This window comes from Gammaproteobacteria bacterium, assembly GCA_033344735.1.
GTDB lineage: Bacteria > Pseudomonadota > Gammaproteobacteria > UBA4575 > UBA4575 > UBA1858.
The window spans coordinates 1001573-1027031 of sequence record JAWPMW010000001.1 but is presented as its reverse complement, the minus strand read 5'-3'; the positions used below and the strand labels follow the sequence as shown (position 1 = coordinate 1027031).

Sequence of the window (25459 nt, the reverse complement as noted above, 5' to 3'; positions counted from 1 at the left end):
TTTACTAAAACATTGCTTAAATGAATCCAGCAAATAATGCGGACATACATTCACAACGTATTCTAATTCTCGATTACGGTTCTCAATACACACAATTAATTGCACGACGTGTGCGAGAGATAGGTGTGTATTGCGAGATTTTCTCGTGGGATTTCCCCGACGCTGAAAAATTTGCAGAAACCGCACAGGGGATAATTTTATCGGGTGGACCTGAGTCTGCGACTTTGGATGACACGCCTTATGTGCCAGATTATGTATTAAATGCAAATCTCCCAGTGTTAGGTATTTGTTATGGCATGCAAGCGATAGCAAAAAAACTGGGTGGTACTGTTAGTGAGTCATCACAACGTGAGTTTGGTTTTGCGCAAGTTTCTGTTAAGCAAGCAAGTAAATTATTTTCAGATTTAAGTGATAATAAAAATCAACATAATCAACAGCTGCTAGATGTATGGATGTCTCATGGAGACAAAGTTACATCATTGCCAGAAGGTTTTGTTACTTTAGCAAGTACTGATAGCGCAGAATTTGCAGCCATTGCAAACGAAGATAAGAATATTTATGGCTTACAATTTCATCCAGAAGTAACACATACTAAAAATGGCGAAGAAATACTGCGTTCTTTTTTAGTTGGTGTTTGCGAGTGTAATGCAAATTGGACAGCAGGTAATATTGTTGAAGATATTGTCGATAGAGTGAAAGATCAGGTTGGTTCTGAACATGTCATCTTAGGGTTGTCTGGCGGTGTTGATTCCTCAGTTGTCGCCGCTTTGATGCATAAGGCTATTGGTAAACAACTCACTTGTATATTTGTTGATAATGGATTATTGCGTTTACATGAAGGTGACCAGGTAATGGAAACTTTTAGTAAACATATGGGTGTAAAAGTTATTCGTATAGACGCAGAAGGTCGTTTTTTATCTGCATTGAATGCTATCGATGATCCGGAGCTTAAGCGTAAAAAAATTGGTAACTTATTTATAGAAATTTTTGAAGAAGAAGCACGAAAAATAAAAGATGCGCGTTGGTTAGCTCAAGGAACAATATATCCAGATGTGATTGAATCCGCCGCGGCGACAACAGGTAAAGCACATTTAATTAAGTCGCACCACAATGTAGGTGGTCTGCCTGATGATATGGAGTTATCCCTGGTTGAGCCATTGCGTGAATTATTCAAAGATGAAGTGAGGCGACTGGGTGATGAGCTTGGTTTGCCTTATGAGATGATTCATCGTCATCCATTTCCAGGTCCGGGTTTGGGAGTTAGAATACTCGGCGAAGTTAAAAAAGAGTATGCAGATATTTTGCGTCGAGCGGATCATATTTTTATAGAGGAATTGCGACGTAATGACTTATATGACCAAGTGTCGCAAGCATTCACCGTATTCTTGCCAGTGAAATCAGTGGGTGTCATGGGTGATGGCCGAAAATATCAGTTTGTCGTGGCATTAAGAGCAGTTGAAACTATTGATTTCATGACAGCACGCTGGGCGCATTTGCCTTACGAATTTCTTGACTTGGTATCTCGTCGAATTATTAATGAAATTGATGGAATTTCACGTGTAGCCTACGATATTTCAGGTAAGCCACCTGCAACCATCGAATGGGAATAGCTGACTTAAAAAATGACGAGTATTGGATGCAGCAAGCATTAGCTGCTGCACGTGAAGCTGAAAGAAATGACGAGGTTCCAGTTGGTGCTGTACTAGTTGATAGTAACAAGCTCATCTCAACAGCAAGTAATTCTCCTATTAGTTTGAATGATCCTAGTGCTCACGCTGAAGTGCTGGCAATTCGTAAGGCGTCGATAGCGCTAAATAACTATCGTTTACCAGGAGTAACTCTATATGTCACATTAGAGCCATGCATGATGTGCGCCGGTGCAATGCTGCATGCACGTATAGAACGATTAGTGTTTGGCGCTTATGATCAGAAAACTGGTGTTGCAGGAAGTTGTTGTGACTGGATTAATGATGAAATGCAAGTGCATAAAATTAAAGTGCAGGGCGGCATTTTAAAAGAAGAATGTGGTTCACTTTTGCAGAACTTTTTTAAGCAAAAAAGATTGGATGCCAAAAGTTAGCTCACATTACTTTTGGAAGAATACGCGTAATTGAATCTTGCAGGCCTTGATTGTCATTGTATTTCCATACTAGCAAGTCATAGTAATTGCGGATATTTCTGACATATAAAACAGGTTCGTGTCCGCGAGCGTAACCAAACTTAGTTTTTTTGTACCATTCTTTTTGAGTTAATAATGGTAGAGATTCACGCACATCCGACCATTGGTCTGGATCTCCGCCACGAGTTTGAGTTAATACGCGTGCATCTTCCAAATGTCCAAAGCCTACATTGTATGCAGCTAGTGCCATCCATGTTCTATCAGGTTCAGCAATGCGCTCAGGTATTTTCTTTTTTAGTTTTACTAAATAAGATGCGCCACCTTTAGTACTGTCTACAGGGTCAGTGCGATTCTCAATACCAAGTTGGCGAGCAGTTCTTTTGGTTAACATCATTAAACCACGAACACCCGTTGGTGATACTGCTTTTGGATTCCATAGTGATTCTTGATAGCTGACTGCGGCTAAGAATCTCCAGTCGATATCTTGTTCTGCAGCAGCTTGTTTGAAAATTGGGATTAAATCTTCTAGACGTGAATTAATGTGTTTTCTAAAAGTATGTGCGCCTGCGTAATTAAGTCCCGGAACGTGGCTATAGTGCTTTTCATGTAAACGATCTATGAATCCATTGGCTTTTGATTGTGCTAAAAATTCGTTTGCAGCTACTAAAATTGAGTTGTCTCGTGATTTTGGAAACACCCACGCGAGAGACTGTTGTGCGCTTATCTCAAATCCTTTACGTAATTTTGGGTGAAACCTTCTGTTGAATTCATAATCGTTGGAATCGCTAATGGCGTATTCAAACTCACCATCTTCGACTTTTTGCATCAGGGTGCTAATGTCAATCTTGTCATGTGACTGCCATGTTAAAAAATCATACTGCTTATGGAGTTCGCTAATCTGCTCTTCATGGCTGCTGCCATGTATGACGTGCACAGTCACACCTCTTAGATCTTCTATCGAACGTGGTTTCTTGTTTCCGGCTTTATAAATAACTAACTGAGTAATATCTTGGTAGCTATCAGAAAAATTAACTAGTCTTTTTCGAGATTCAGTCACTGTAATACCAGCAGCGGCCACATTGGCAGACTTGCGGCTAATAGATGGCAGTATGCTGGAAAATTGGTTACTAATAATTACATTTGGATAAACATTTAGAAAGCGTGCAAATTCAGTTGCTAACTCATACTCAAAACCAGTGGGTCCTTCAGCGCCTATGTAATATGTTGTAGGAGTATTGCGAGTGATGATGATGATTTCACCACTACGCTGTATCCTTTCAAGGTCAGTTGTATGAAGCTCTCTGCTTTCAAATTGCAGTACTGAACCTAAGCCGCATATTATTAGGCCGAGGACAAAGATGTTTTGGTAAGTGCGTGCAAACATAAATATTCATACAGGGTAACGAATTTCCTGATTAATGGTATAAAAATCTCTATAAGTTGTTGTGAGATAGCTTGCAATGATTAGGCTAATAGCATGAATTTTATGGATTTTGATGATAAGTGTGATGTCTATACCTGTTTTGGATAGTCTTTATGCACGTAAATGCATTCAATTAACAAATGCTAAATATTCATGAATTCATCGCTACTACGCAATTGTATTGGTAAATTTTTTACCATTCAAAAGTAAATTTCATCTAACTGCTAAGTTAAGATAAATAAAAGTATAATTTTGCTTCTATATTAGATATGTCTTCCAACTTCTTGTATCTGCTCAAAATATCCTTCCATATTAAAAATATAGCTAAATCCATCGATTTGGTTTAACTATAAAATTCGTATAATAATTTCAACAACATGTCATAAATATCAGGTATTTATCAATTTTTAGTTGGTGATAAATAATTATTGACTAGTATTATCAATTGTTGGATTCTAAGTATATAAACTACTGGATTACAAAAAGTTAGACAAAACTAGAGGTAAGGGTCTATTATTAGCATTAAAACAGTCACTTAACGTACTAATCTAATATAAGTTATAAGTCAAAGCCAAGAAAAAGCTTTAAATTCAATAATATAGTTAAAGTGATTTATTAACTTCTAATATTGAGATTTTCTTAAACCTAATAAATAGAAATCAATGAGTACTCCAACGCGAATTATCAGTGAACAAACAAGACGCATGATACAAAGCAGAGATACTATTGATGTTCCTGTTAAATCTACCAAAGAAAGTGTCACTCAATTAATTCAGACAAAATATGAACTCGGCGACTTGTTGGTTAGTTATTTAGAGCAGCTTAGTGTTGAGTATGTATTTGGAATACCTGGTGGAGCAATTGAGCCACTGTTTAACGCTCTAGCGAGAAGTGAGCGTCGCGGAGGAATCAGATCTGTTGTAGCACGCCATGAGACAGGTGCGGCATTCATGGCCGATGGCTATGCTCGCAATAGTGGAAAGCTCGGTGTTTGTTGTGGTACGGCTGGTCCAGGTACTACTAATTTAATCACAGGCGTTGCATCCGCTTACGATAACCATTCCCCTCTGTTAGTCATTACTGCTCAAACAGCCATTACAAATTTTGGTAAACGCGCAGCTCAAGAATCAGGTGATACGGGAATAAACACAGTAGCAATGTTTGAGCACTGTACTCACTACAGTACTTTGGTTTCACATGCTGACCAATTTGAACGGAAATTAACATCGGCAATAATGAAAGCTCTGCAGTCTCCAAAAGGGCCTGTGCATCTTAGTATTCCTCTGGATGTGTTTAGAAGCGATGCTTCTGTTAAACGACCATCATATGAATTGAATAATTTATTTAAGAAAACTTCTTTAGTAGATGATGATAGTTTAAATAAACTTAATCACGAACTGCTTGAAAATGGGAGAACTGTATTTATTGTAGGAGAGCAATGTGCTGATGCAATTTCTTATATTTTAGATGTTGCCTTGATGCTTAACATTGAAATTGTTACGACCCCGCATGCAAAAGGATTGGTCAGTCCTTATCATCCTTTATTCCGAGGAGTCATTGGTTTCGCGGGACATCAATCAGCAGTGTCAACTATAAATCGTAAAGACACAGATTTAATTGTAGCGATTGGAACAACTCTTAGTGAAACTGCTAGTAACAACTGGGATGAATCTGTTCTGAATAGTAAGCTTATTCACGTTGATGCTGCAGATTGCAATTTTGCTGGATCTCCCATGGCAAGGCTGCACGTGCATGGCGATATAGATGCAGTCTTTGAAAAAGTCCTCGATTTTTTGAATGTGAAGTTAACTTATGATCCGTCTTTTGAGAGTCGTAGATCTAAAGTTGAAGAACTTGAGAAATTAGGTGGAAAAGGTGAAATAGCTAACTATCATTTTTCAATGGAAAATGATGAGAAATGTATAGATGATAGCGCGCCTTTAAAACCACAAAGATTAATGAATAGTTTACCTAAACTATTTCCACCTAATACTCATTACTTGTGTGATTCAGGCAATAGTATGGTGTGGAGTATTCATTACTTGCACCCCTATGATCGGCGAGTTAAGAGTAGAAGATCAGTAATAAAGTTAAGTAGCGTAGTGGATCACCAAAGAACCAATGGAAGGCGTTCACAGCAAGGCAGTTTATTCTGGACTTGTTTAGAATATGGTTCTATGGGATGGGCGATTGGATCCTCGATTGGTACGGCTTTATCAAATAAAAATGATCCCGTTGTGTGTATAACGGGAGACGGGTCTATTTTAATGAGCGGTGGAGAAGTAACGGTAGCGCTTCAAGAAAAGCTTAACGTAGTCTTTTTAATCCTAAATGACGCCGAATATGGCATGGTGAAGCAAGGACAACGTATGGGTTCAGGTGAGCCAACAGCTCATACTCTAACTCAGGTGGATTTCGTTAAATGGGGTGAAAGTATGGGTATTCCGGGATTTTATGTGAAAACTGTTAGTGACCTTGAAAGTCTAAATTTTGCGGACATATTGTCTAGCGAAGGCCCAGTAATACTTGATGTATATATAGATTCTGAAGAAATTCCACCGATTAGAAACCGCCTACAAGCGTTAGGTGCCGTAGATTAAGTATAAATACCTCGGCTATAGCCTGACTCACGGTGGTAAACCGCCGATGCATTATCCCTGATGCAGATTCTTCTACATTACACTATTAACGGTTCTCGTTAACAGTAAGCTATTAATAAGTCATGAGTTTTTTGTATTTGTAAACTATGGAAAATGACAACGAAAAGATAGAGGTCATCCATACCAAAATTTGGCAGGAAGAACCTAGTGTCGATAACCCTTTTGTGGCAGATAAGTGCTTTTGTTCCGGCTATGACGTTTATGGAGAATTGTTAAATAAAGCATCTTGGTTCGAATACATCTGGCTTTTGTTCAAGTTGGAAAAGCCTGAAAGATGGCAAGCCGAGCTACTTGAAAAAATTGCAATTGCAGTCGCAAATCCTGGGATTAGGGATCATAGCGTAAGAGCGGCAATGAATGCGGGTGTTGGTGGGTCATCTTCGGCGTCAGCATTAATGGCTGCATTAGCTGTCGGAGCAGGACAGCTTAATGGTGCTAGAGAAATATTTATTGCAATGGAATGGTGGGCTAAATGTGGAAAAGACATCAATGAGTGGAAAGTGCAAATAATCAATCCTCCAAAATTGAAACGAGCATCTGTTTGGGATGATATTGAACATTTTCCAGGCTTCGATCCTCACAGCTCATTTTGTGCAAAGCCTGTACTGCAAACATTAGAAGCACTGAAATCAATAAGCGATGATGGAAAACTTTTTTGGTTAGCAGAGAATAGACAAGAACTTGAAAAATTAACAAAAAGCCCATTATCGATGACAGGTGTAATTGCGTGTGCTTTTGCGGAATTAGATCTGACATGTGAGCAGGCAGAAATGATTTATCTGTTTTTGAAATTACCTGGTGCTGCGGCTCACGCATTAGAGCAAAAGAAAATGGGGTGGAAGAAATATCCCTTCTTTGGGCCCGCATTAAAAATCACAAATGATCCTGGTTGAATGAGAATGAAATCTAAAATTGATTTAATTAAATCTGAAGAAAATTGGCAGACAGATCTAGGGGGCTCGATTCCAGGAGAGCGAGTTGTTGTGCGTGGTAGGGATTTGTTTTCGGAATTGAAAGACTTCTCTTGGCTTAAGCTTTTGTTATTTATGATCACGGGTCGTGAGTTTGAAGATAACGCTGTAGAACTACTAGATAAGATTTGGGCGTTGACAATAAGTTACCCTGATCCTCGTGTTTGGAACAATCGAATAGGAGCGCTTGCAGGTACTGCTAGGAGTACAGGAAGTTTGGGTGTCGGTGCTGGCGCAGCTGTGAGTGAGGCCAAAATTTATGGTGGACAGGCAAATATTGCTGCAATTGATTTTATAAAAGAGTGTTCTGAGAAAGTTGATGCAGGCGAAAAGTTAGAAGATCTAATAAAGACTGAGTTAAAAACAAATAGGGCTATCTATGGTTATGGAAGACCTATTGCAAATGGTGATGAGCGAATACAGCCTATTAAGGAATTGATGGTAAAGAATGGCTTCGACAACGGTAAACATGTTCAGTTAGCTAATGAAGTGGAAAAATTCCTTATGTCCGGACGTTGGCGGCTTCAAATGAATATTACTGGCTTGGCTGCTGCAATCGGAGCGGATATGGGTTTTTCGGTGAAAGAATATTACCTGTATGCCGTTAATGGTTTTAATGCGGGTATTACTGCTTGTTTCGCCGATGCGTCAAGTAAAGATGAGGGAACATTATTTCCACTTCGTTGTAATCGTATTGATTATGATGGAATTGAAAATAGGAAATGGAGTTAATTGCTCCATTAATATATATAAAGGAAGGCCAAACATGGATTCACGAATTTTTAAGATCAATGTATATCTAATGCTTTTAATCTCGTTGACGTTTTCTACGTTAACTTTTGCAGATGAAGAGGAAGAGGAAGCATTGTTAGAGTTATATGGTGACGAAGAGTTAGTAAGTATCGCCACAGGTACAGCGCAACCAATTTCTAAGGCGCCGGCAGTGGCCTCTGTTATTACCGCGGCTGATATCAAAGAAATAGGTGCACGTGATATTGATGATGTATTGGAAACAGTGCCAGGCCTTCATGTATCAAGAAGTCCAATTGGTAGTGTTCCAATTTACACGTTTAGAGGAATTTATGCTTCACAAAATCCTCAAGTACTCATTTTGATCAATGGAATTTCAATATCCAATTTGTTTACAGGAAACAGGAATCAAGTATGGGGAGGCATGCCTGTCGAGTCAATTTCTAGGATTGAGGTGATAAGAGGTCCTGGCTCAGCAGTTTATGGTGCCGATGCTTTTGCTGGTGTGATTAATATAGTAACTAAGACAGGTAGTGAAATAAATGGCACTGAGGTTGGATTACGTTACGGATCTTTCGATACTAAAGAAAGTTGGATATTGCATGGTGGTAATTATGCAGGTTTTGAAGTCGGCTTGATGGCCGAAATTAAATCGACAGATGGGCATCATGAAGATGTCAATTCAGATGTGTTAACAGGGAGTGGCGCGTCATTAACGCCTGGTTCCACAACAAATGGAAGAGATAATCTTGATCTAAGATTAGACGTAGAAAAGGGTATGTGGAATTTTCGCGGTGGACTCCAAAGAAGACGTAATGTTGAGATTGGGTTTGGAGTGGGGCAAGCATTAGATACAAATGCAGAATACGAATCGGATAGATGGAATGCAGATCTAACTTATCTAAACCCAGAAATTGCAGATAATTTAGATTTTCAAGTGCAAGCTAGCTTCTTTAATACTTCGCAAATTGTAAGTGAAGATACCTTCATTTTACCTCCGGGTGCTCCTATGACTCCTCCGATAGGGTTGATTGGAAATCCTGAAGTATGGGAGAGACATTGGCGCTTTAATACGACATCGCTTTTCACTGGATTTGAAAATCATCAAATACGTGTTGGTGCTGGTTATACTCACAGTGAAATTTATAGAGTTGAAGATAACAATAACTTCAATATGACTGGTCTAGTGATGGATGTTTCAGATACACCATTTGCATTCTTACCTGAGAAGCATCGTGATAACAAGTTTGGTTTTATTCAGGATGTATGGAGTATTGCAAATGATTGGGAGCTGACAGCGGGCATTCGCTATGATGATTATAATGACTTTGGTGACACTTGGAATCCACGTGCCGCACTCGTTTGGTCAGCAAGATATGATACGACTGTAAAGCTTTTATATGGTCAAGCGTTTCGTGCTCCGTCATTTGCAGAGTTTAGAAATCGTCCCGTTAATCCGGTTGCCGTTGGCAATGATGATCTTGATCCTGAAGAAATAGAAACAATAGAATTTGCTGTTGATTATCGGCCTTTCGAAGATTTACATTTTATCGCTAATGTATTTTATTATGAATGGGACGATATTATAACGTTTGTGGCGGATCCGCTTCCTGCAACAACCTTTACAGCGCAAAATGCAGGTGAGCAAACTGGTTATGGCTTCGAATTGGAAATGGAGTGGAACCCGAACAGTACATTTTCATTATTGGCAAATTATGCATTCCAAGATTCTGAGGATGAAGATTCTAATGAGGATTCAGGAAATGCTCCTCATCATCAAATCTATGCGCGCGCTGATTGGGAATTCTTGCCCGGCTGGACTATTACTCCTGCAGTTAACTATGTGATAGATCGTGACAGGCCTCCACTAGATACAAGAGATGAGCTAGACGATTACGCTGTATTTGATTTAACACTCAGAAGTAAAGCTTTCAGTGATCAATGGGAATTATCAGCGGGGGTGCGTAATTTATTTAATTCCTCTCCCGAAGAACCAACAGATGCCAGTTTGAATATATCTAATGATCTGCCGCTTGAGAGAAGATCTGCATTTGCAGAATTAAGAATAGACTTTCAATAATAATCAATTTCACGGTTGGGTGGATTGTAAAGTGTTTTCGCGGTTTAAAAACCTAAGTACTGCAATTTCAGCAGTAATTTTTTCATATGTGATTTTGTCTTTAGAGGCTTATGCGGAACCTAGAGTGGGTGTAATTATTCCAGAGTTGCGTGCACCCTTTAATGTAATTTTCGAAACTGTGGGTATGGGTGTTGATGATCGCCTTAATAAGAAATCATCAAAATTATTACTCAAGAAAGGCTATGATCCTCAATCAATCAATCGCTGGATTGAAAAAGAAAAAATCAGAGCTGTAATTACTTTGGGCGGTGTTGGTCGGAAAGCTTCAGTACATGTACCAAAAAATATTCCGATCGTGTTGGGGGCATTATTATCTTCACCAGGTCCGGCAAATAAGTTACCTGGGGTTGCTTTAACTCCTAATCCAAAATCATTATTCAATCTTTTAAAAAGATTAGATAATAAACGGAAAAAAATTGTAGTCGTGTATAACCCTAAAAAGAACCAATGGCTAGTCGATTTAGCAAAGCGACAGGCAGCAGCAAAAGGGGTTCGACTGGTTGCTTATGAAGCGATAGATATCAAGCAGTCAGCAATTATTTACGATAAAGTATTTGATGGCAGTGAGTTAGATGAAACTGCTATTTGGTTGTTGCAAGATAGAAAGATAGTGGACTCAAAAGTAGTGTTGCCATTTATTCTGGAGAAGGCATGGCAAAAGAAAATTGTAGTGTTTTCTAGCGCGCTAAGTCATGTGAAAAAGGGCGTGCTTTTTTCTATGTATCCAGATAATAAATTGCATGGTAAGCAGTTAGCAGAACTGATGCTTAAGGCGAGTTCTAATTCTGCATCGTCACTAAATAATGGCTTGTACCCGACTGAAGGGTTGCAAGATGCAATTAATTCTCGCACGGCTGAACATCTAGGTTTATCTGTTTCAAGGTCTGAGTTGAGAGAATTTGACGTAGTGTTTCCATTATCAAACTAAATATTGAAATGAAATTTTTAACTTATATAAAAAAAATAATTACACCGCCTGACTTTCGTCGGCAGTTGGTTGCGGTGCTTATTGGCGGCATCATTTCAACGGCAATTATTTCTACATTTTTCATTTCCGAATTCACTTCAAGTGCGGTCAGTAAAAATCTACTTGAAGAAGGAAAAAAGATTACAGAGACCTTTGCATCGCAAAGTATTTTAGGTTTATTGGTTAGTAATGTTGAGAATGTCGAAGATTCAGTGACAGCTATTCTTAATTTTCCTGGAGTGGAGGGTGTAGGAGTCTATGATCTTGATAAAAAACCTTTAGTAGAAAGGGGTAAAGATACTTTAACGTCTGATCAACCAGTGTGGAGCAATGAAGTAGGCTTAGTCAAAGAAACTGATGAGGCTTGGTATTTCGTCGCACCCGTATATTACCTGCAAGAATTAGAAGAAGATGCTTTTGATGAACAGGTGCAACCCGAGCTTTTAGGGCATGTAAGAGTCGTCCAAAGTAAAGAAGGTTTAATACTATTAATTAGCAAAATTCGTAAAGTTAATATTATTATATCTTTAGGATTAGCAGCGGCATTGATGGTGCTGTTATTAATGGTTACACAGCGTGTAACAAAACCTTTGCAAGAGTTGATGCGTTTAATGCGGCGTGCCCAATCTGGTGAAACGGATGTGCGCGCAGAACTTTCAGGTCCGCGTGATATACGTGAAATGGAAGCTGCGTTTAATACAATGATTAAATCTCTTCAGGATCGTGAGGTGCAACTTGAAACTGCCCGTGATGATGCTATTCAGTCAGCTCGTATTAAAGGAGATTTTGCTGCAAACGTGAGCCATGAGTTGCGTACACCCCTTAACGGTATTCTGGGAATGCTAGAGTTATTGTCAGGCATGGGGCTTACCGTTAAACAAAGAGAATATGTAAATATTGCGCGCAATTCTAGTGATGCGCTGCTTGCATTGATTGACGATATTTTAGACTTTTCAAGGATCGACTCGGGCAAGTTAGTGGTCGATTCTAAAGAATTTAATCTGCGTGAACTCCTTGATGATGTAGTCAGCATTATGGCTTCACAGGCACAGAGTAAAAACCTTGATCTTGCGCATTTGATATGCACTAGTGTGCCAAACTCAGTAATGGGGGATTCTCGCAGAATACGTCAGCTGCTGCTTAATCTATGTGGTAATGCAATTAAATTTACTAGCTCGGGTGAAATTGGTATTCATGTTAATTTGATGGAAGCCCGTGGTAGTGATATCTGTTTGCGATTTGAAGTTAAAGACACTGGGATAGGAATTGCTGAAAGTGCAAAAGAAAAAATCTTTGATGCATTTTCACAGGCAGATGGTTCAACAACTCGAAAATTTGGTGGCACAGGTTTGGGTCTTGCAATTTGTAAACAGCTGGTCAGTGTGCTTGATGGTAAGATCGGTGTAGATAGCGCGGTTGGAGAAGGCAGTACGTTCTGGTTTGAGTTGCCTATGCGATTATCAAATACTAATTGCGAGATGACGCGAGACGCTCAAGGCTCCATGGATCTACGTGTCTTGGTTGTTGATGATAGTGAAATCGTTCAATTTAATATACAGCAAACATTTGAAAAGTGGGGTGCTTATGTTGAATGTGCTGATAGCAGTGATTCTGCTTTATTGAAATTGCGTCATGCCACTCACACTAATAAACCATTTGATGTGGCACTTATAGATGAATTAATGCCGGGCTGTAATGGTATCGAATTGATGCGTTCAATCAGTCGAAACCCAGAAGTGAGTCTGGTGAAAATGTTATTAATGACAAATCAAGCGCATGCAGAATCTTTCCTAGAGCGATTTGTGGAAATCGATGGCTTTGTGCAAAAGCCCGTTCTGCAATCTAGCCTTTATGATTCAATCTCAACAGTTATGAAGGGTAGTATGAATATTATCAATCCATTGTTTACTGAGGAGGTTGATAATAATGATAATTCCATTAGCGCGCATATTTTAGTGGCTGAAGATAATGCTGCAAACCAGCAGGTTGCTATTGGTATGCTGGAGCGTCTGGGTTGTTCTGTAATTGTTGCTAGCAATGGCATAGACGCAACTAACTTGCTGGAGAGGAATCGATTTGACTTGGTCTTTATGGACTGCAATATGCCTGAAATGGACGGGTATCAAGCTACACTAAAAATTCGTACAACTGGAGGGAAAAGTGCCGGCATACCTATCATTGCTATGACCGCTAATGTACAGGAAGGTGATCGACAGAAATGTTTGCAAGCAGGGATGGATGATTATTTATCAAAGCCTTTAAAGCTAGATAGAATTCGCGCAAAACTAGAACAATGGTTGCCTGATGTTGACGAGAATGAAAATACAGTTGATGGTATTCCAGTAGTTGATGTAGCCCAGCCTGGGGTAACTGGTCCAATAGATGAAGAACGAATTGAAGAACTGCGTGACAGTGTTGCTTCTGCATTTGACCAAATGGTAAAAGCTTATGTTGAGGATCTGCCAATCTTAGTAACGTCATTGGAAGATGCGGTGAATTCAAAAGACGCGGAGCAAGTTCAGCATTTTGCTCATAGTATAAAAGGAAGTAGTAAAAATTTTGGTGCAGTTGAATTAGCAAATGTGTCTAAAGAAATTGAAGACATGGGAAGAGCTAATGAATTACAAGATGCTAATACTCAGTTAATTGCATTATTTGAAGAAGTGGATCGCGTAATAGAGTATTTAAATAAACTGATTGACCCAGAATATTCGCAAACGTTGCCAACCAGTGAAGTAAGAGCAAGTGATCAGGTGGATAGAGTACTTATCGCTGATGATGATCGCAGTATGCGTCTTGCATTGATGAATGTGTTGGACTCAGATGGTTACGAACTTCACGAAGTAGAAAATGGGCAGGAAGCGCTGCAATACTGCCAAAATAATATGCCAGACTTGGTGTTACTTGATGCCATGATGCCAGAAATGGACGGGTTTACTGCTTGCGAAGAAATTCGAACACTAGAAAATGGTAGTCATATACCTATTTTGATTGTGACAGCACTAGATGATGAAGAGTCGGTTGAGCGCGCATTCAAAGTAGGCGCCACTGATTACTTGCCTAAACCAGTTCACTTTGCAGTTTTGCGACAACGTATATCTCGGTTACTGCATGCGGCAAGCGTTGAACGTCATGTGCGTCAACTTGCGTATACTGATCCGTTGACTGGATTGCCGAACCGCACTACTTTATCAAAACACCTAAATGAATTGCTAGGTAAAGCGTATAGCAGCAATGATATGGTGGCAATGTTATTTTTGGATCTAGACCGATTTAAATTAGTTAATGATACATTAGGGCATAGCGTAGGCGATCTTCTGTTAAAAGCAGTGGCAGATCGTTTGCAGCGATGTGTACGCAGTGGTGACATGGTGGCTCGATTAGGTGGTGATGAATTTACCATTATTGTAGATCGAGCAAAATCACGTGATTCGGTAGCTAGGATAGCGCAAACAATATGTGACAGTATTGAACAGCCTTTCTCGTTTTCAGGACAAGAAATTTTTGTATCAACCAGTATTGGTATCTCACTATATCCATTAGATGGAGATAATATTGGTGATCTTATGAAACATGCAGATACAGCTATGTTTCGAGCTAAAGAAGTGGGGCGCAGCTACTTCTTTTATGAAAGCGACATGGAAGCAGCAGTGACACGCAAAATGGAAATAGAAGCTGATCTTCGTCGTTCTGTTAGTCGTGATCAAATAGATGTGTATTTCCAACCTAAAGCTGATTTAAAGACAAATCAAATTGTAGGCATGGAAGCGTTGGTACGCTGGAACCACCCCCAAAAAGGTATTATTTGCCCTCAAGAGTTCATTCCTTTAGCAGAAGAAACCGGCATTATTAATGAAATTGGTTTATGGGTAATGATTGGCGCATGTTTGCAAATCAAAGACTGGATAGACCAAGGTTTTGGGCCATATTCAATTGCGGTTAATTTGTCCGGTGTTCAACTTGAAAATGGTGAAATTATTAATCAAGTAAAGCAAGTGCTTGATGAGACTCAAATTGATCCTTCTTTGCTTGAGTTAGAGATAACTGAAAGCACCATAATGCATAATCCAGAGCGAGTGATAGAAATATTGCAGCGACTCAAAGATATGGGGGTTCAATTAGCAGTTGATGATTTTGGCACAGGCTATTCTTCATTAAATTACTTGAAGCGCTTCCCGATCGATTTATTGAAAATTGATGCTGCTTTTGTGAGAGATGTAGAAACTGATGCTGATGACCGTGCAATTGTTCAAAGTATTATTGCTCTGGCTAAAAGCATGCGTCTGAAAGTAGTCGCGGAAGGTGTAGAAACTCGCCAGCAGCAGGAGTTCTTGAAAGCATTAGATTGTGACTATATTCAAGGGTATTATATTGGTCGCCCCGTGTGTGCTGAAGAGTTTGAAGAACGCATTCTTAAAAATGATCAAGCTGGCAGTACTGCTATAAGAGAGTTATCAGATTACCGCGAAAGTTGAAATCCCCTTAGTTTCCCACTGTAAGCCAATGATATATCGAAACTTTCTCTATTATTTATATTTATGAAGTGGTTGAAAGTCTATAAAATCCAGCAAGATAGCGGCTGTTTATTAAGCATAATTTAGAACGATTATAGTAAGCGTTGAAAATGAAAAAAAATATTGGATTTCCCAGTCCGTTGGTGTAGTTTACACATATTACGGTTAACAAGTCGTACTAAGGGTGGAGGAGTGATCCCTCAAAAGCTGACACATATTAAAACAATGAATAGTGTCAAGATAGCTATCAATCAATAGGTCAAAGTAATACGATATTTACTTAAGGTTACAATCTATGTCCGCTACCAGTGTGCATTTTTGTTAGCTATTGAGTTTTAATTGTGTGGGCCTCATAAAAACGTTTATTAATATTAAGAGTTGTCATAAAAATTAATATGGAAACATTTCCTAGTCTACTGCAACAACATGCAACACAAAGTAGTAATCACCCGGCGCTTCGAATGAAGCGACACGGTATATGGAATTCATATTCGTGGAAGGATGTTGCAAATGAAGTTCAAAAATTGGCTTGTGGGTTCGCAGCAACAGGCTTAAAGCCTGGAGATAAAGTTGCAGTTATTGGTAATAACGTCCCACCATTATTCTTCTCAATTTTGGCAGCCCAAAGTTTAGGTGCAATACCCGTGCCCATGCATGCGGATTCAACCACTGAAGAATTGAAAGGTTTATTAGAAAATTGTGAAGCACGATTTGCAGTACTTCAAGATCAGCAACAAGTTGATGCAATTTATGAAGTCATAAAAGAGCTACCTTTGCTTTCTGAAGTAATTTACTTCGATGAGCGAGGCATGAGAGATTATGATCATACACATCTTAAGAGCTACATAGAGTTCGAAGAGCGTGGTGAGCAGTTTGCAAAAGAGCACCCATCATTTATGGATGATGTCAGCTCAAAAGTTACTCCCGATTCTGAAGCATTTATAGTTTATACTGCAGGGGCATCAGGTCATTGCCGAGGTGCTATTTTAACGCACTCTAACTTTTTGACTACTGGCCAAGCATTTGTCGATAAAGAAGGTATAGGCGAAGATGAGGAAGTCTATGCTTATCTTCCGCTGTGTTATGCAAATACATTGTTCTTTGTCTATGCGCTATGGATGATTAAAGGCTACACCATTAACTGTCCTGAAAGTAATGAAACAATTCTTACGGATATGCGTGAAGTCGGCCCGACCTTATTCTTTGGTCCTCCACATTTCTACAAAGCAATTTATTCTCAAATTAATTCAAGAGCAGAAAATACTAATTCGTCATTAATCAAAAAGCACATGGGTTCCTTGCTTACTCAAGGTCGTACATGGCTGGGTGATAAATTGGTGTTTAATCAAATTAAAGATTTGTACGGATTAAGTAATATCAAGCATGCGTATGTGGGTGCAGATGTACTGAGTGAAGATATATTTAAATTTTATCTAGCATTAGGTATTAACTTGAAAGCGACCTATGGTTGCGCAGAAAGTGCTGGGTGTATGAGTGTGCAAGATGCACAAGATATTAGTTCCGACCATGCCGAAACTATGGTGGGTGCTCCATTGCCTGGTGTAGTAGTGAAAGTGGATTCTAATAAAGAGATTTGTTTTAAAGGCAGCAACGCATTTAAAGGCTACTATCGTGATGATGCTCATACTAATACAGTAGTGAGTGCTGATGGTTGGATCAAGACAGGCGACATTGGTGAAATGGTAGATAACCATATACATGTGATTGAAAGAGCAGATTGTATTAGTAAGTTTAGTAATGGTGAGGACTTCTTGCCTAAGCAAATCGAAAACGCACTTAAGTCGTCTCCATATATTCAAGATGCGGTCGTTATCGGTGAGCAAAGAGAACATATTGCAGCGTTAATTGTTATTGATTCTGAATCAGTGGGTGCTTGGGCTGAGAGAAAACAAATGCAATTTACCGGTCTGCGCGATCTTGCTACAAAAGACGAGGTCACTGAATTAATTTCATCAAAAGTGAAAGAAGTTAATTCATGTATGCAGCATGTTGCCGGTGATAACTGTCCTCAGATTATGAGACACACGGTATTGCATACTCAGTTAAATGCCAGCGTAGGAGAAATGACAAGGTCTCGTAAAATCCGACGCGATGTCATTGCAAACAATTATAAGTCATTGATTGATGCCTTATATTCTGGCGCAGATAAATACGATATCACTGATTCAAATGGTGAACTTGTAGTGCAGCTTAAATTACAAACAGCGTAATTAAACGAATACGATGAATACTAGTACAGAATCTAAAAAACCTATCCTCGTTCTAGATGATATTAGCCTGTCTTTTAAAGGCGTAAAGGCAATTACTGACATTAGCTTTAATGTATATGAAGGTGAAATATGTGCGGTAATTGGCCCTAACGGGGCAGGTAAAAGTTCCATGTTGAATGTCATTAATGGTGTCTACATTCCACAAGAAGGCACAATTACTTTTGAAGGTAAGCAGTTTAAAAAAATGAAGCCCGGTACAGCGGCCAGTATGGGGATTGGTAGAACTTTCCAAAATATCGCATTATTTGCTGGCATGTCGACTCTGGATAACATTATGACAGGCAGAAATAGTTTCATGAAAGCGACTTTCTGGGAAACAGCTTTAAATATTGGGCGAGCACGACGTGAAGAGTTAGAAAGCAGAAAGGAAGTTGAAAAAATTATTGAGTTCTTGGGTTTGCAGTCAATTCGTAAAACGCCTGTATCTTCGTTGCCATATGGGTTGCAAAAACGTGTAGAACTGGGGCGTGCATTAGCAGCACAACCAAAAATGTTGTTGCTAGATGAACCTATGGCAGGGATGACTATGGAAGAAAAATTAGATATGTCCTGTTTCATACAAGAGGTCAACAGGAATCTAGGAACCACTGTTGTGTTAATTGAGCATGATATGGGAGTTGTCATGGATGTCTCAGATCATGTCGTAGTGATGGATTACGGTAAAAAAATTGGTGACGGAACACCAGAAGAAGTGATGAATAATCAAGATGTCATTGATGCCTACTTAGGTGTTAGTCATTAAAATCCTAGTTTAAGGGATAGAGGAAAATAAGATATGTGGGAAGGGTTGCCGTTTTTTCTTGAGGTATTAGTCGGAGGGTTATTATCCGGGGTAATGTACTCTTTGGTAGCAATCGGTTTTGTACTTATTTATAAGTCCTCCGGTGTGTTCAACTTTGCTCAAGGAACAATGCTTTTATTTGCAGCGTTGACTTTTGTAAGTATGACTGAGCGACAAGTGAATTTCTGGGTCGCGTTCTCCATTACGCTAGTTATCATGGTTGTTATGGGGATTATTATTGAAAGAACAGTCATGCGGCCTTTAGCAAACCAGTCGTTGTTATCATTATTTATGGCAACAGTAGGTCTGAACTACTTCTTAGAGGGATTAGCTCAAGGTGTATGGGATTCAGCTGTACATGGTGTAGATCTAGGTATATCAAACGACCCAATTTTCTTAATCGATAAATTCCCGGGGCTAGGACTAGACATTATTATTAGTCAATTTGATATTGCAGCTGCGGTAATCGCGGGGTCAATGATTCTGGGTTTAACGTTATTCTTCCAGTACACCAGAACAGGGTTATCTTTACGTGCAGTATCAGATGATCACATGGCTGCTATGGCTGTCGGTATTCCACTTAATCGTATTTGGGCCATTGTATGGGCAGTAACAGGTGTCATATGTCTGATTGCCGGCCTTTTATGGGGTGATCGTGTCAGTGTTTCATTTACATTAACAGCTGCTGTGTTAAAAGGTTTGCCAGTCATTCTAATTGGTGGTTTGTCTTCAATTCCAGGCGCCATTGTGGGAGGACTCATTATTGGTGCGAGTGAAAAACTGGGCGAAATATATTTAGCTGAGTTATTTGGTGGCCAAGGTATTGAGCACTGGTGGGCATATACTACTGCACTGATATTTTTAATGATTCGACCCACCGGCATATTCGGTGAGAAAGAAATTGAGAGAGTTTAAGCATGTATTATCGTGAAGCAGGGAGATTAGTAAAAAGTTTTGCGGCCGACCGTCGCATGCTTCCACTCAAGGAAGATCGTTTTGTAGCAACATTGTTTGTTGTGGTTGTTATGTACGGGCTGGTGACCTGGTTAGCCAGTGATTATTTGCTTAGTGCCATATTTATTCCAATGATGGTACTTGGAGTAGCCACGTTAGGATTAAATATAGCAACTGGATATACAGGGCAGTTGTCTTTAGGAACAGCCGGATTTATGTGCTTTGGTGCATTTGCTGCCTTTAACTTGATTCTACGAGTTGATTTTATGTACATCCCGCTCGCATTCTTTTTAGCAGGGATAATTGCAGGTCTGGTAGGTATAATATTTGGACTGCCGGCACTAAGGATTAAAGGCTTTTACTTAATCGTTTCAACATTAGCCGCTCAATTCTTCGCGGAGTGGGTATTTAATGCATATCCATGGTTTTTGAATTACACCTCTTCTGGTGTTGTTGCTTTACCGCCATTTCACTACAAAGTATTCCCATTCCAAGAGCTAACTCCACTTAATGATGCATTTTGGCATTCATCACGTGGGCGTTACATCATTACTCTGACAGTCACGATCGCATTAATCGTTGCTTGTAAGAATATGGTACGAAGCTCTACTGGCCGGAATTGGATGGCAGTGCGTGATATGGATATTGCAGCGAACGTAATTGGTATATCAGTTGCAAAAACAAAGCTAATGGCATTCTTTGTTAGCACATTCTATTGTGGCGTTGCTGGTGCTATGTATTCGTACTGCTACATTGGCAATCTTGATTTTATGATCTTTAATCTGCGCAGATCATTCTTAGTAATGTTCATGGTGATCGTTGGTGGACTGGGCTCTATTCTAGGTTCATTCCTAGGTGCAATTTTCGTATATGGCTGGCCAATATTAGTGACACGACTTGGTGATGCAATCTTTGGTGGCGGTACACTGGATACAGCATTCGTAGAGAACAACTCTAAAATTGTAGTTGGAACAATTATTATTGTTCTACTTATTAGAGAGCCAGGTGGATTCGCAGCATTGTGGAATACCACTAAACAAAAATTAAGAGTGTGGCCATTCTCTAAGTAAACAGAATTATAAATTCCCGAACAAGTAGTTGGGAAACACAAAAAAGCATCCTAAAGGAGTAGTAAAAATATGAAGACGAGAGTAATGATACTGGCAGCCGCATTATTTGCGATGGTCAGCACCAGTAGCGTAGTCGTAGCAGAAGATACGATGTACGTTCCAATCCCAAGTTATCGTGTGGGCCCATATGCAGCGGGTGGTACAGGATATTTTGGTGGAATCTTAGACTATTATAATTTGTTGAACTCACGTGGCGGTATCGGCGGAGTTAAGCTAATTTGGTCTGAGTGTGAAACTGAGTATTCAGTAGAGCGTGGAGTAGAGTGCTACAAGCGATTGAAAGATCGTGAAGGTGGCGCTGTATTTTTTGATCCACTATCAGTAGGTATCTCAACTGCATTGATCGAAACAGGTCGCGCAGACAAGATGCCAATCATCGCAGTGAACCATGGTAAAACAGCCGGTCAACGTGGCGATATTTTCCCATACTACTTTATGCCAGGCATCAACACATATGATGAGCACTCAATTATGGTGCACTACATTGGTGGTTTAGAAGGTGGCATGAGCAATCTTAAAGGTAAGAAGATTGCGATGTTGTTCCACGGATCACCGTATGGTCGTGAAGCAATTGATTTCATGGACAGCATGTGTGAGAAGCACGGATGTTCACATGAAGCAATCGAAGTACCTCACCCAGGTAACGAGCAGCAATCACAATGGTTGAAGATTCGTAAATCAAAGCCTGACTACGTATTACTACGTGGCTGGGGTGTGATGAATCCAGTGGCTATGCAGACTGCTAAGCGTATGGGTTATCCAGTAAGCCGATTAATCGGAAACATCTGGTCTAACTCAGATGAGGACGTAATTCCAGCAGGTAGTGCAGCAGATGGCTACCAAGCGATTACAACTCACCCTGCGGGCACAGACTTCAAAGTGGTTCAAGACATCATTTCTGACGTGTATGGCGCAGGTAACGGCGACCTTCAGGATAAGTCACGTTTAGGTTCTGTATATTGGAACTTAGGTGTACTAGCTGGTGTTGTTCACACAGAAGCACTAAGAATTGCTCAAGAGCGATTTGGTAACCGTGCGTTAACTAGCTCAGAAGCTCGTTGGGGCTTTGAGAACTTAACTCTAACTGCAGCACGCATTGAAGAGTTAGGCGCAACTGGCTTAGTGCCTGAGTTGAACTTGAGCTGTATGGACCATGTAGGCGGTCACTTAGCGAAATTCCAGCAATGGGATGCGAGTGCACGTCAGTGGAACATTGTGTCAGATTGGATTGAAGGTGATGTACCATTATCACAAGCAATCATTGATGCAGGTGCAGAGAAGTATGCAGCAGACAATGGCATCGAGAGACGTCCTTGTGATGCAAGCAACAACGACGATGACTTCGACCTTTAAGATCGAGACCTAGTCGTAAGAGTATATTTCCCTACCGGATCTATAATGGTCCGGTAGGTTAATTTAAAGACATAAATAAGGTTAAAAAATGAGTACCGAAACACCCATACTAGCGATTAAAAATATTGAAGTTCTTTATGCGTGTGTCATCTCAGCATTGCACGGTGTATCTATAGAAGTTCAAAAAGGTGAGATTGTTTCACTGCTGGGTGCTAACGGTTCTGGTAAAACAACGACATGTAAAGCTGTTTCAAGATTATTAGAAGCAGAACGTGGTGAAGTTAGCAAAGGCTCAATTGAGTATAACGGTGTTGATATAAAAACTATGTCGGCATATGACATGGTGAAAACAGGTGTTGTACAAGTATTGGAAGGCCGGCATATTTTTGGCCACTTAACAGTAGAAGAAAATCTTTTAACCGGATCATTTATTCGAAATGCAGACTCTGCGTCGGTTAAACAAGATTTAGAATACGTTTATGATAGATTCAAGCGTATCAGAGACCGCAGAAAGAACTTAGGTGGGCTGTGTTCTGGTGGTGAGCAACAAATGGTTGCTATGGGTAGAGCTATGATGGCTAGGCCTAATTTGATTTTATTGGATGAGCCTTCTATGGGTCTTGCTCCTCAGTTAATTGAAGAAATATTTGAAATTGTAAAAACATTAAACGAACAGGACGGTGTGAGCTTCTTGGTATCAGAGCAAAATGCAAATATAGCGCTTAAATATGCTAAGACAGGTTATATTATTGAGAATGGCCGCGTAGTGTTAAAAGGATCTGCAAAAGAATTATCTGAATCAGATAGCGTTAAAGATATGTATATGGGTGGTGGAGCTGAAGATGTTAGCTTTAGTGATGTTAAGTACTATCACCGCAGAAAGCCCTGCATGGTATAGACCTATAAATAATCTGACTACCTGTCAGTACTAACTTTGACCTTGTGGTTAGTAATAAAGTTATCAAAAATTCCAAATAAAGTTCCAGCACATAAACCGTATGCGTGAGCATATGACGATGCTTTTAAATCAGGAATTAATATAGAGCTGATCAGCTCGCCTTGTAGTATCTGTATTGTCACGTATATGGATAGTGTTATTAATACTACCATTGATAATTTAATATTCTCGCTATATGTTTTTATTGATGCGTATGCATATAAGCCTGTTAATACACCTGAAAATCCTACATACCACATAAGCCGATTACTAAAAATTATCAGTCCGCTACTTACTGCGATGGCGATAACAACAGATGCCAAGAACCAGTATATATATAGTTTGGAATTTTTGAATATTGTTATTAAAAGTACTAAGCCTGCAACATTGCTAATGCAGTGCATCCATGAGTAATGAATTAAATGTGCAGATAGGAAGCGCCAATATTCTCCTTGTTTAAAACTTTCTATATTAAGGTAGAAAAATTTTTGAACATTCGTTGGTAGTAACATGAAAATGAAACAAACCAGAATAATTCCAAATATTGATTTGTGAGGAAAAGTAAGCATGGCTGATGCTAATTGTATGCAATTAATAAACTAAATTACTCATTTGTCTCGATATTACTGATGCTGCTGATCCCTTTTTTTATACCTTCTGTCTCGATGTAGACGATTTTCTCTCTAAATATTAGATCCTCTTCACATTATTTGACGGCATCAAATTACTTCCAATGTCACTAGGAGACTCGCCCAATTATGCGATTAATTCATGTTGCATTAGTTACTCTGATACTTATTTATACACAATTATTATATGCAGCTGAAGAGATGCAACTTCAAGTTGACATACAAGGCCTAACATACCAAGCCGTTATTTCTGAGAATTCAAATCTTGCATCGAAAATTTCTGGAATTGATGAAGAACTAAGTGGCAAGCACTATGTTGGTGTATTGCAAAATGAAAATAATAGTTGGGTGCGCGTATCGCTAGTCGATGGGCAATGGCAAGGCATTGTCGCGGTAAATAACGCCATGCACATAATTCAACATCAAGTAGTACCCATTGGAGCAGCAGCTGCTACAACCAATGAGGTCATGAACTCTAAGCCAGTTGCTGAAATGGATGGCCTTCAAGGAACATGTGGGCGTGGTGATGGTACAGACACAATGTTGGATCATGTGGCACAGTTATCAGCAACTAGCGGTATGACGTCTGCATCATCTCCATCACCATTGTCAGCTACTTTTGCTCAATTCTGTAGCCAAGAAGTAAATGGTATTTGCGTGATAGCAGAAATAGAAATTGCATTCGATTTAGAATTTCAAGCTGTATTTGGAGGTCAAGCGACAGCTCAGGCAATGTCTATATTAAATATAGTAGATGGTCATTACATGAATGATCTGAAAATTTCTATTGATGCTATTACAGTAGAAATGTTAACAGATGATTTGTTTAGTACAAGTGTTGCAGCAAGCCCAGTATTAGATGCTGGTGTGCTACTAGATGATATAGAGATGAAGAAAAATAATGCACTAATACCCTTCATTACAAATAATAATGCTTTAACACATGTAGTCACTGGTCGCGATTTCAATGGAGGTACATTGGGTGTCGCTTATCTGGGTAGTGTTTGTGAAGCAAATGGCTTTAGTACTGGAACATCAAGTATTTTTTTCGACAACCTTGCCACGCCAAATATTGCACTTACTGCTGTGGTTGTGGCGCATGAATTAGCGCATAACTTGGGATCAGATCATGATGGACCAGGTGCAAATGTATTGTGTCCCAGTTCCACATTTATTATGTCTCCAATTATTAACCCGGCATTCAACTTAACTAACTTCTCTTCATGTAGTGCAGAAGATATTGAGGCAACAATTTCAGCACTTGTTACACCTGAATTGTGTATGGATTTTCCTGTAGATGTTTCAATTATTGAAAATTCTGGTAATGGTGGGATACTTAATGCAAATTTAGATTTCACATCATCATTTACTGCGACTACATTAAATGGCTTTAAAGCAGTAGACAGAATAAATTTAACAGGTTCCATCAATCCCGCAGAAGGAGTACTGATGAGCGTGATAGCAAATGGTGTTAACTGTACAGTTGCTGCAGGTGGCGGTTCATATAGCTGTATTATTGCTAATCCGCCAATATCATTTCCAGTAATAGCAAACATGAGAGTAAATGCTGCAGCAAGCAGTATCACGCTTACCCAAAATATTAATGAAGATACAGCAGATGTGCAGGAAGTAAACTCGTTTAATAATATATTAGTTAGCACATGCAGCATTGCTGGTAATAATGCAATATGTAGTACTTCTCCACCACCTTCAATTCCGAACACTCCTACTAATAATACCAACAATATTGCTGAAGAAGGTGGTGGTGGCAGTCAAGGAATACTATTTACTTTATTCATGCTTGGTGTATATGTATGTAGTAGAGCTAGAAATTAAAAAA

Annotated in this window: 17 protein-coding genes; 15 read left to right on the top strand and 2 right to left on the bottom strand. The window is 39.4% G+C overall.

The window, feature by feature from the left end:
• The first annotated feature begins 20 nt into the window (after window positions 1-20).
• Together guaA and tadA are read left to right on the top strand one after the other, a co-directional pair.
• A complete protein-coding gene (gene guaA / locus R8G33_05260) occupies window positions 21-1610 on the top strand; it encodes a glutamine-hydrolyzing GMP synthase (protein MDW3095066.1) in 1590 nt (529 codons plus the stop codon).
• On the top strand, window positions 1601-2080 hold the full coding sequence (gene tadA, locus R8G33_05255) for a tRNA adenosine(34) deaminase TadA (GenBank protein ID MDW3095065.1): 480 nt from the start codon (window positions 1601-1603) through the stop codon (window positions 2078-2080). The genes guaA and tadA overlap by 10 nt, the downstream gene beginning before the upstream one ends.
• Window position 2081: 1 nt before the next feature.
• Here tadA and mltF read toward each other — a convergent pair whose 3' ends face one another.
• Window positions 2082-3503, bottom strand: a complete 1422-nt coding sequence (mltF, locus tag R8G33_05250) for a membrane-bound lytic murein transglycosylase MltF (protein MDW3095064.1) — start codon at window positions 3501-3503, stop codon at window positions 2082-2084.
• Window positions 3504-4204: 701 nt separating this feature from the next.
• On the opposite strand from mltF, the gene R8G33_05245 reads away from it, so the two are divergent.
• The 12 genes from R8G33_05245 (at window position 4205) to R8G33_05190 (ending at window position 22951) form a co-directional block, all read left to right on the top strand.
• The gene (locus tag R8G33_05245; GenBank protein MDW3095063.1) at window positions 4205-6142 is read left to right on the top strand and encodes a thiamine pyrophosphate-binding protein; all 1938 of its coding nucleotides are present in this window, start codon (window positions 4205-4207) and stop codon (window positions 6140-6142) included.
• A 146-nt stretch (window positions 6143-6288) separates the two neighbouring features.
• Window positions 6289-7095, top strand: coding sequence for a citryl-CoA lyase (locus tag R8G33_05240; GenBank protein MDW3095062.1), 807 nt, complete (start codon window positions 6289-6291; stop codon window positions 7093-7095).
• 6 nt (window positions 7096-7101) lie between these two features.
• The gene (locus R8G33_05235; protein MDW3095061.1) at window positions 7102-7905 is read left to right on the top strand and encodes a citrate/2-methylcitrate synthase; all 804 of its coding nucleotides are present in this window, start codon (window positions 7102-7104) and stop codon (window positions 7903-7905) included.
• Between the two features lie 34 nt (window positions 7906-7939).
• Entirely contained in the window at window positions 7940-10003 is a 2064-nt protein-coding gene (locus tag R8G33_05230; GenBank protein MDW3095060.1) for a TonB-dependent receptor, read from the top strand.
• 31 nt (window positions 10004-10034) lie between these two features.
• Entirely contained in the window at window positions 10035-10991 is a 957-nt protein-coding gene (locus R8G33_05225) for an ABC transporter substrate binding protein (protein ID MDW3095059.1), read from the top strand.
• 8 nt (window positions 10992-10999) lie between these two features.
• Window positions 11000-15505: an EAL domain-containing protein gene (locus tag R8G33_05220; GenBank protein MDW3095058.1), complete on the top strand. Its 4506-nt coding sequence runs from the start codon at window positions 11000-11002 to the stop codon at window positions 15503-15505.
• A 434-nt stretch (window positions 15506-15939) separates the two neighbouring features.
• Window positions 15940-17775: an AMP-binding protein gene (locus R8G33_05215; GenBank protein ID MDW3095057.1), complete on the top strand. Its 1836-nt coding sequence runs from the start codon at window positions 15940-15942 to the stop codon at window positions 17773-17775.
• Window positions 17776-17788: 13 nt separating this feature from the next.
• Window positions 17789-18577 carry an ABC transporter ATP-binding protein gene (locus R8G33_05210; protein ID MDW3095056.1) on the top strand — a complete coding sequence of 263 codons (789 nt, stop codon included), beginning with the start codon at window positions 17789-17791 and terminating at the stop codon, window positions 18575-18577.
• Between the two features lie 33 nt (window positions 18578-18610).
• Window positions 18611-19531, top strand: a complete 921-nt coding sequence (locus R8G33_05205; protein MDW3095055.1) for a branched-chain amino acid ABC transporter permease — start codon at window positions 18611-18613, stop codon at window positions 19529-19531.
• Window positions 19532-19533: 2 nt separating this feature from the next.
• Entirely contained in the window at window positions 19534-20640 is a 1107-nt protein-coding gene (locus R8G33_05200) for a branched-chain amino acid ABC transporter permease (GenBank protein ID MDW3095054.1), read from the top strand.
• 69 nt (window positions 20641-20709) lie between these two features.
• Window positions 20710-22053, top strand: coding sequence for an ABC transporter substrate-binding protein (locus tag R8G33_05195; protein ID MDW3095053.1), 1344 nt, complete (start codon window positions 20710-20712; stop codon window positions 22051-22053).
• Between the two features lie 88 nt (window positions 22054-22141).
• The gene (locus tag R8G33_05190) at window positions 22142-22951 is read left to right on the top strand and encodes an ABC transporter ATP-binding protein (protein ID MDW3095052.1); all 810 of its coding nucleotides are present in this window, start codon (window positions 22142-22144) and stop codon (window positions 22949-22951) included.
• Between the two features lie 17 nt (window positions 22952-22968).
• On the opposite strand, the gene rrtA is transcribed toward R8G33_05190, so the two are convergent.
• Window positions 22969-23502 (bottom strand): rhombosortase, encoded by a 534-nt coding sequence (gene rrtA / locus R8G33_05185; protein MDW3095051.1) that lies wholly within the window; start codon window positions 23500-23502, stop codon window positions 22969-22971.
• A 246-nt stretch (window positions 23503-23748) separates the two neighbouring features.
• On the opposite strand from rrtA, the gene R8G33_05180 reads away from it, so the two are divergent.
• Window positions 23749-25455, top strand: a complete 1707-nt coding sequence (locus R8G33_05180; protein ID MDW3095050.1) for a M12 family metallo-peptidase — start codon at window positions 23749-23751, stop codon at window positions 25453-25455.
• The last annotated feature ends 4 nt before the right edge of the window (window positions 25456-25459 follow it).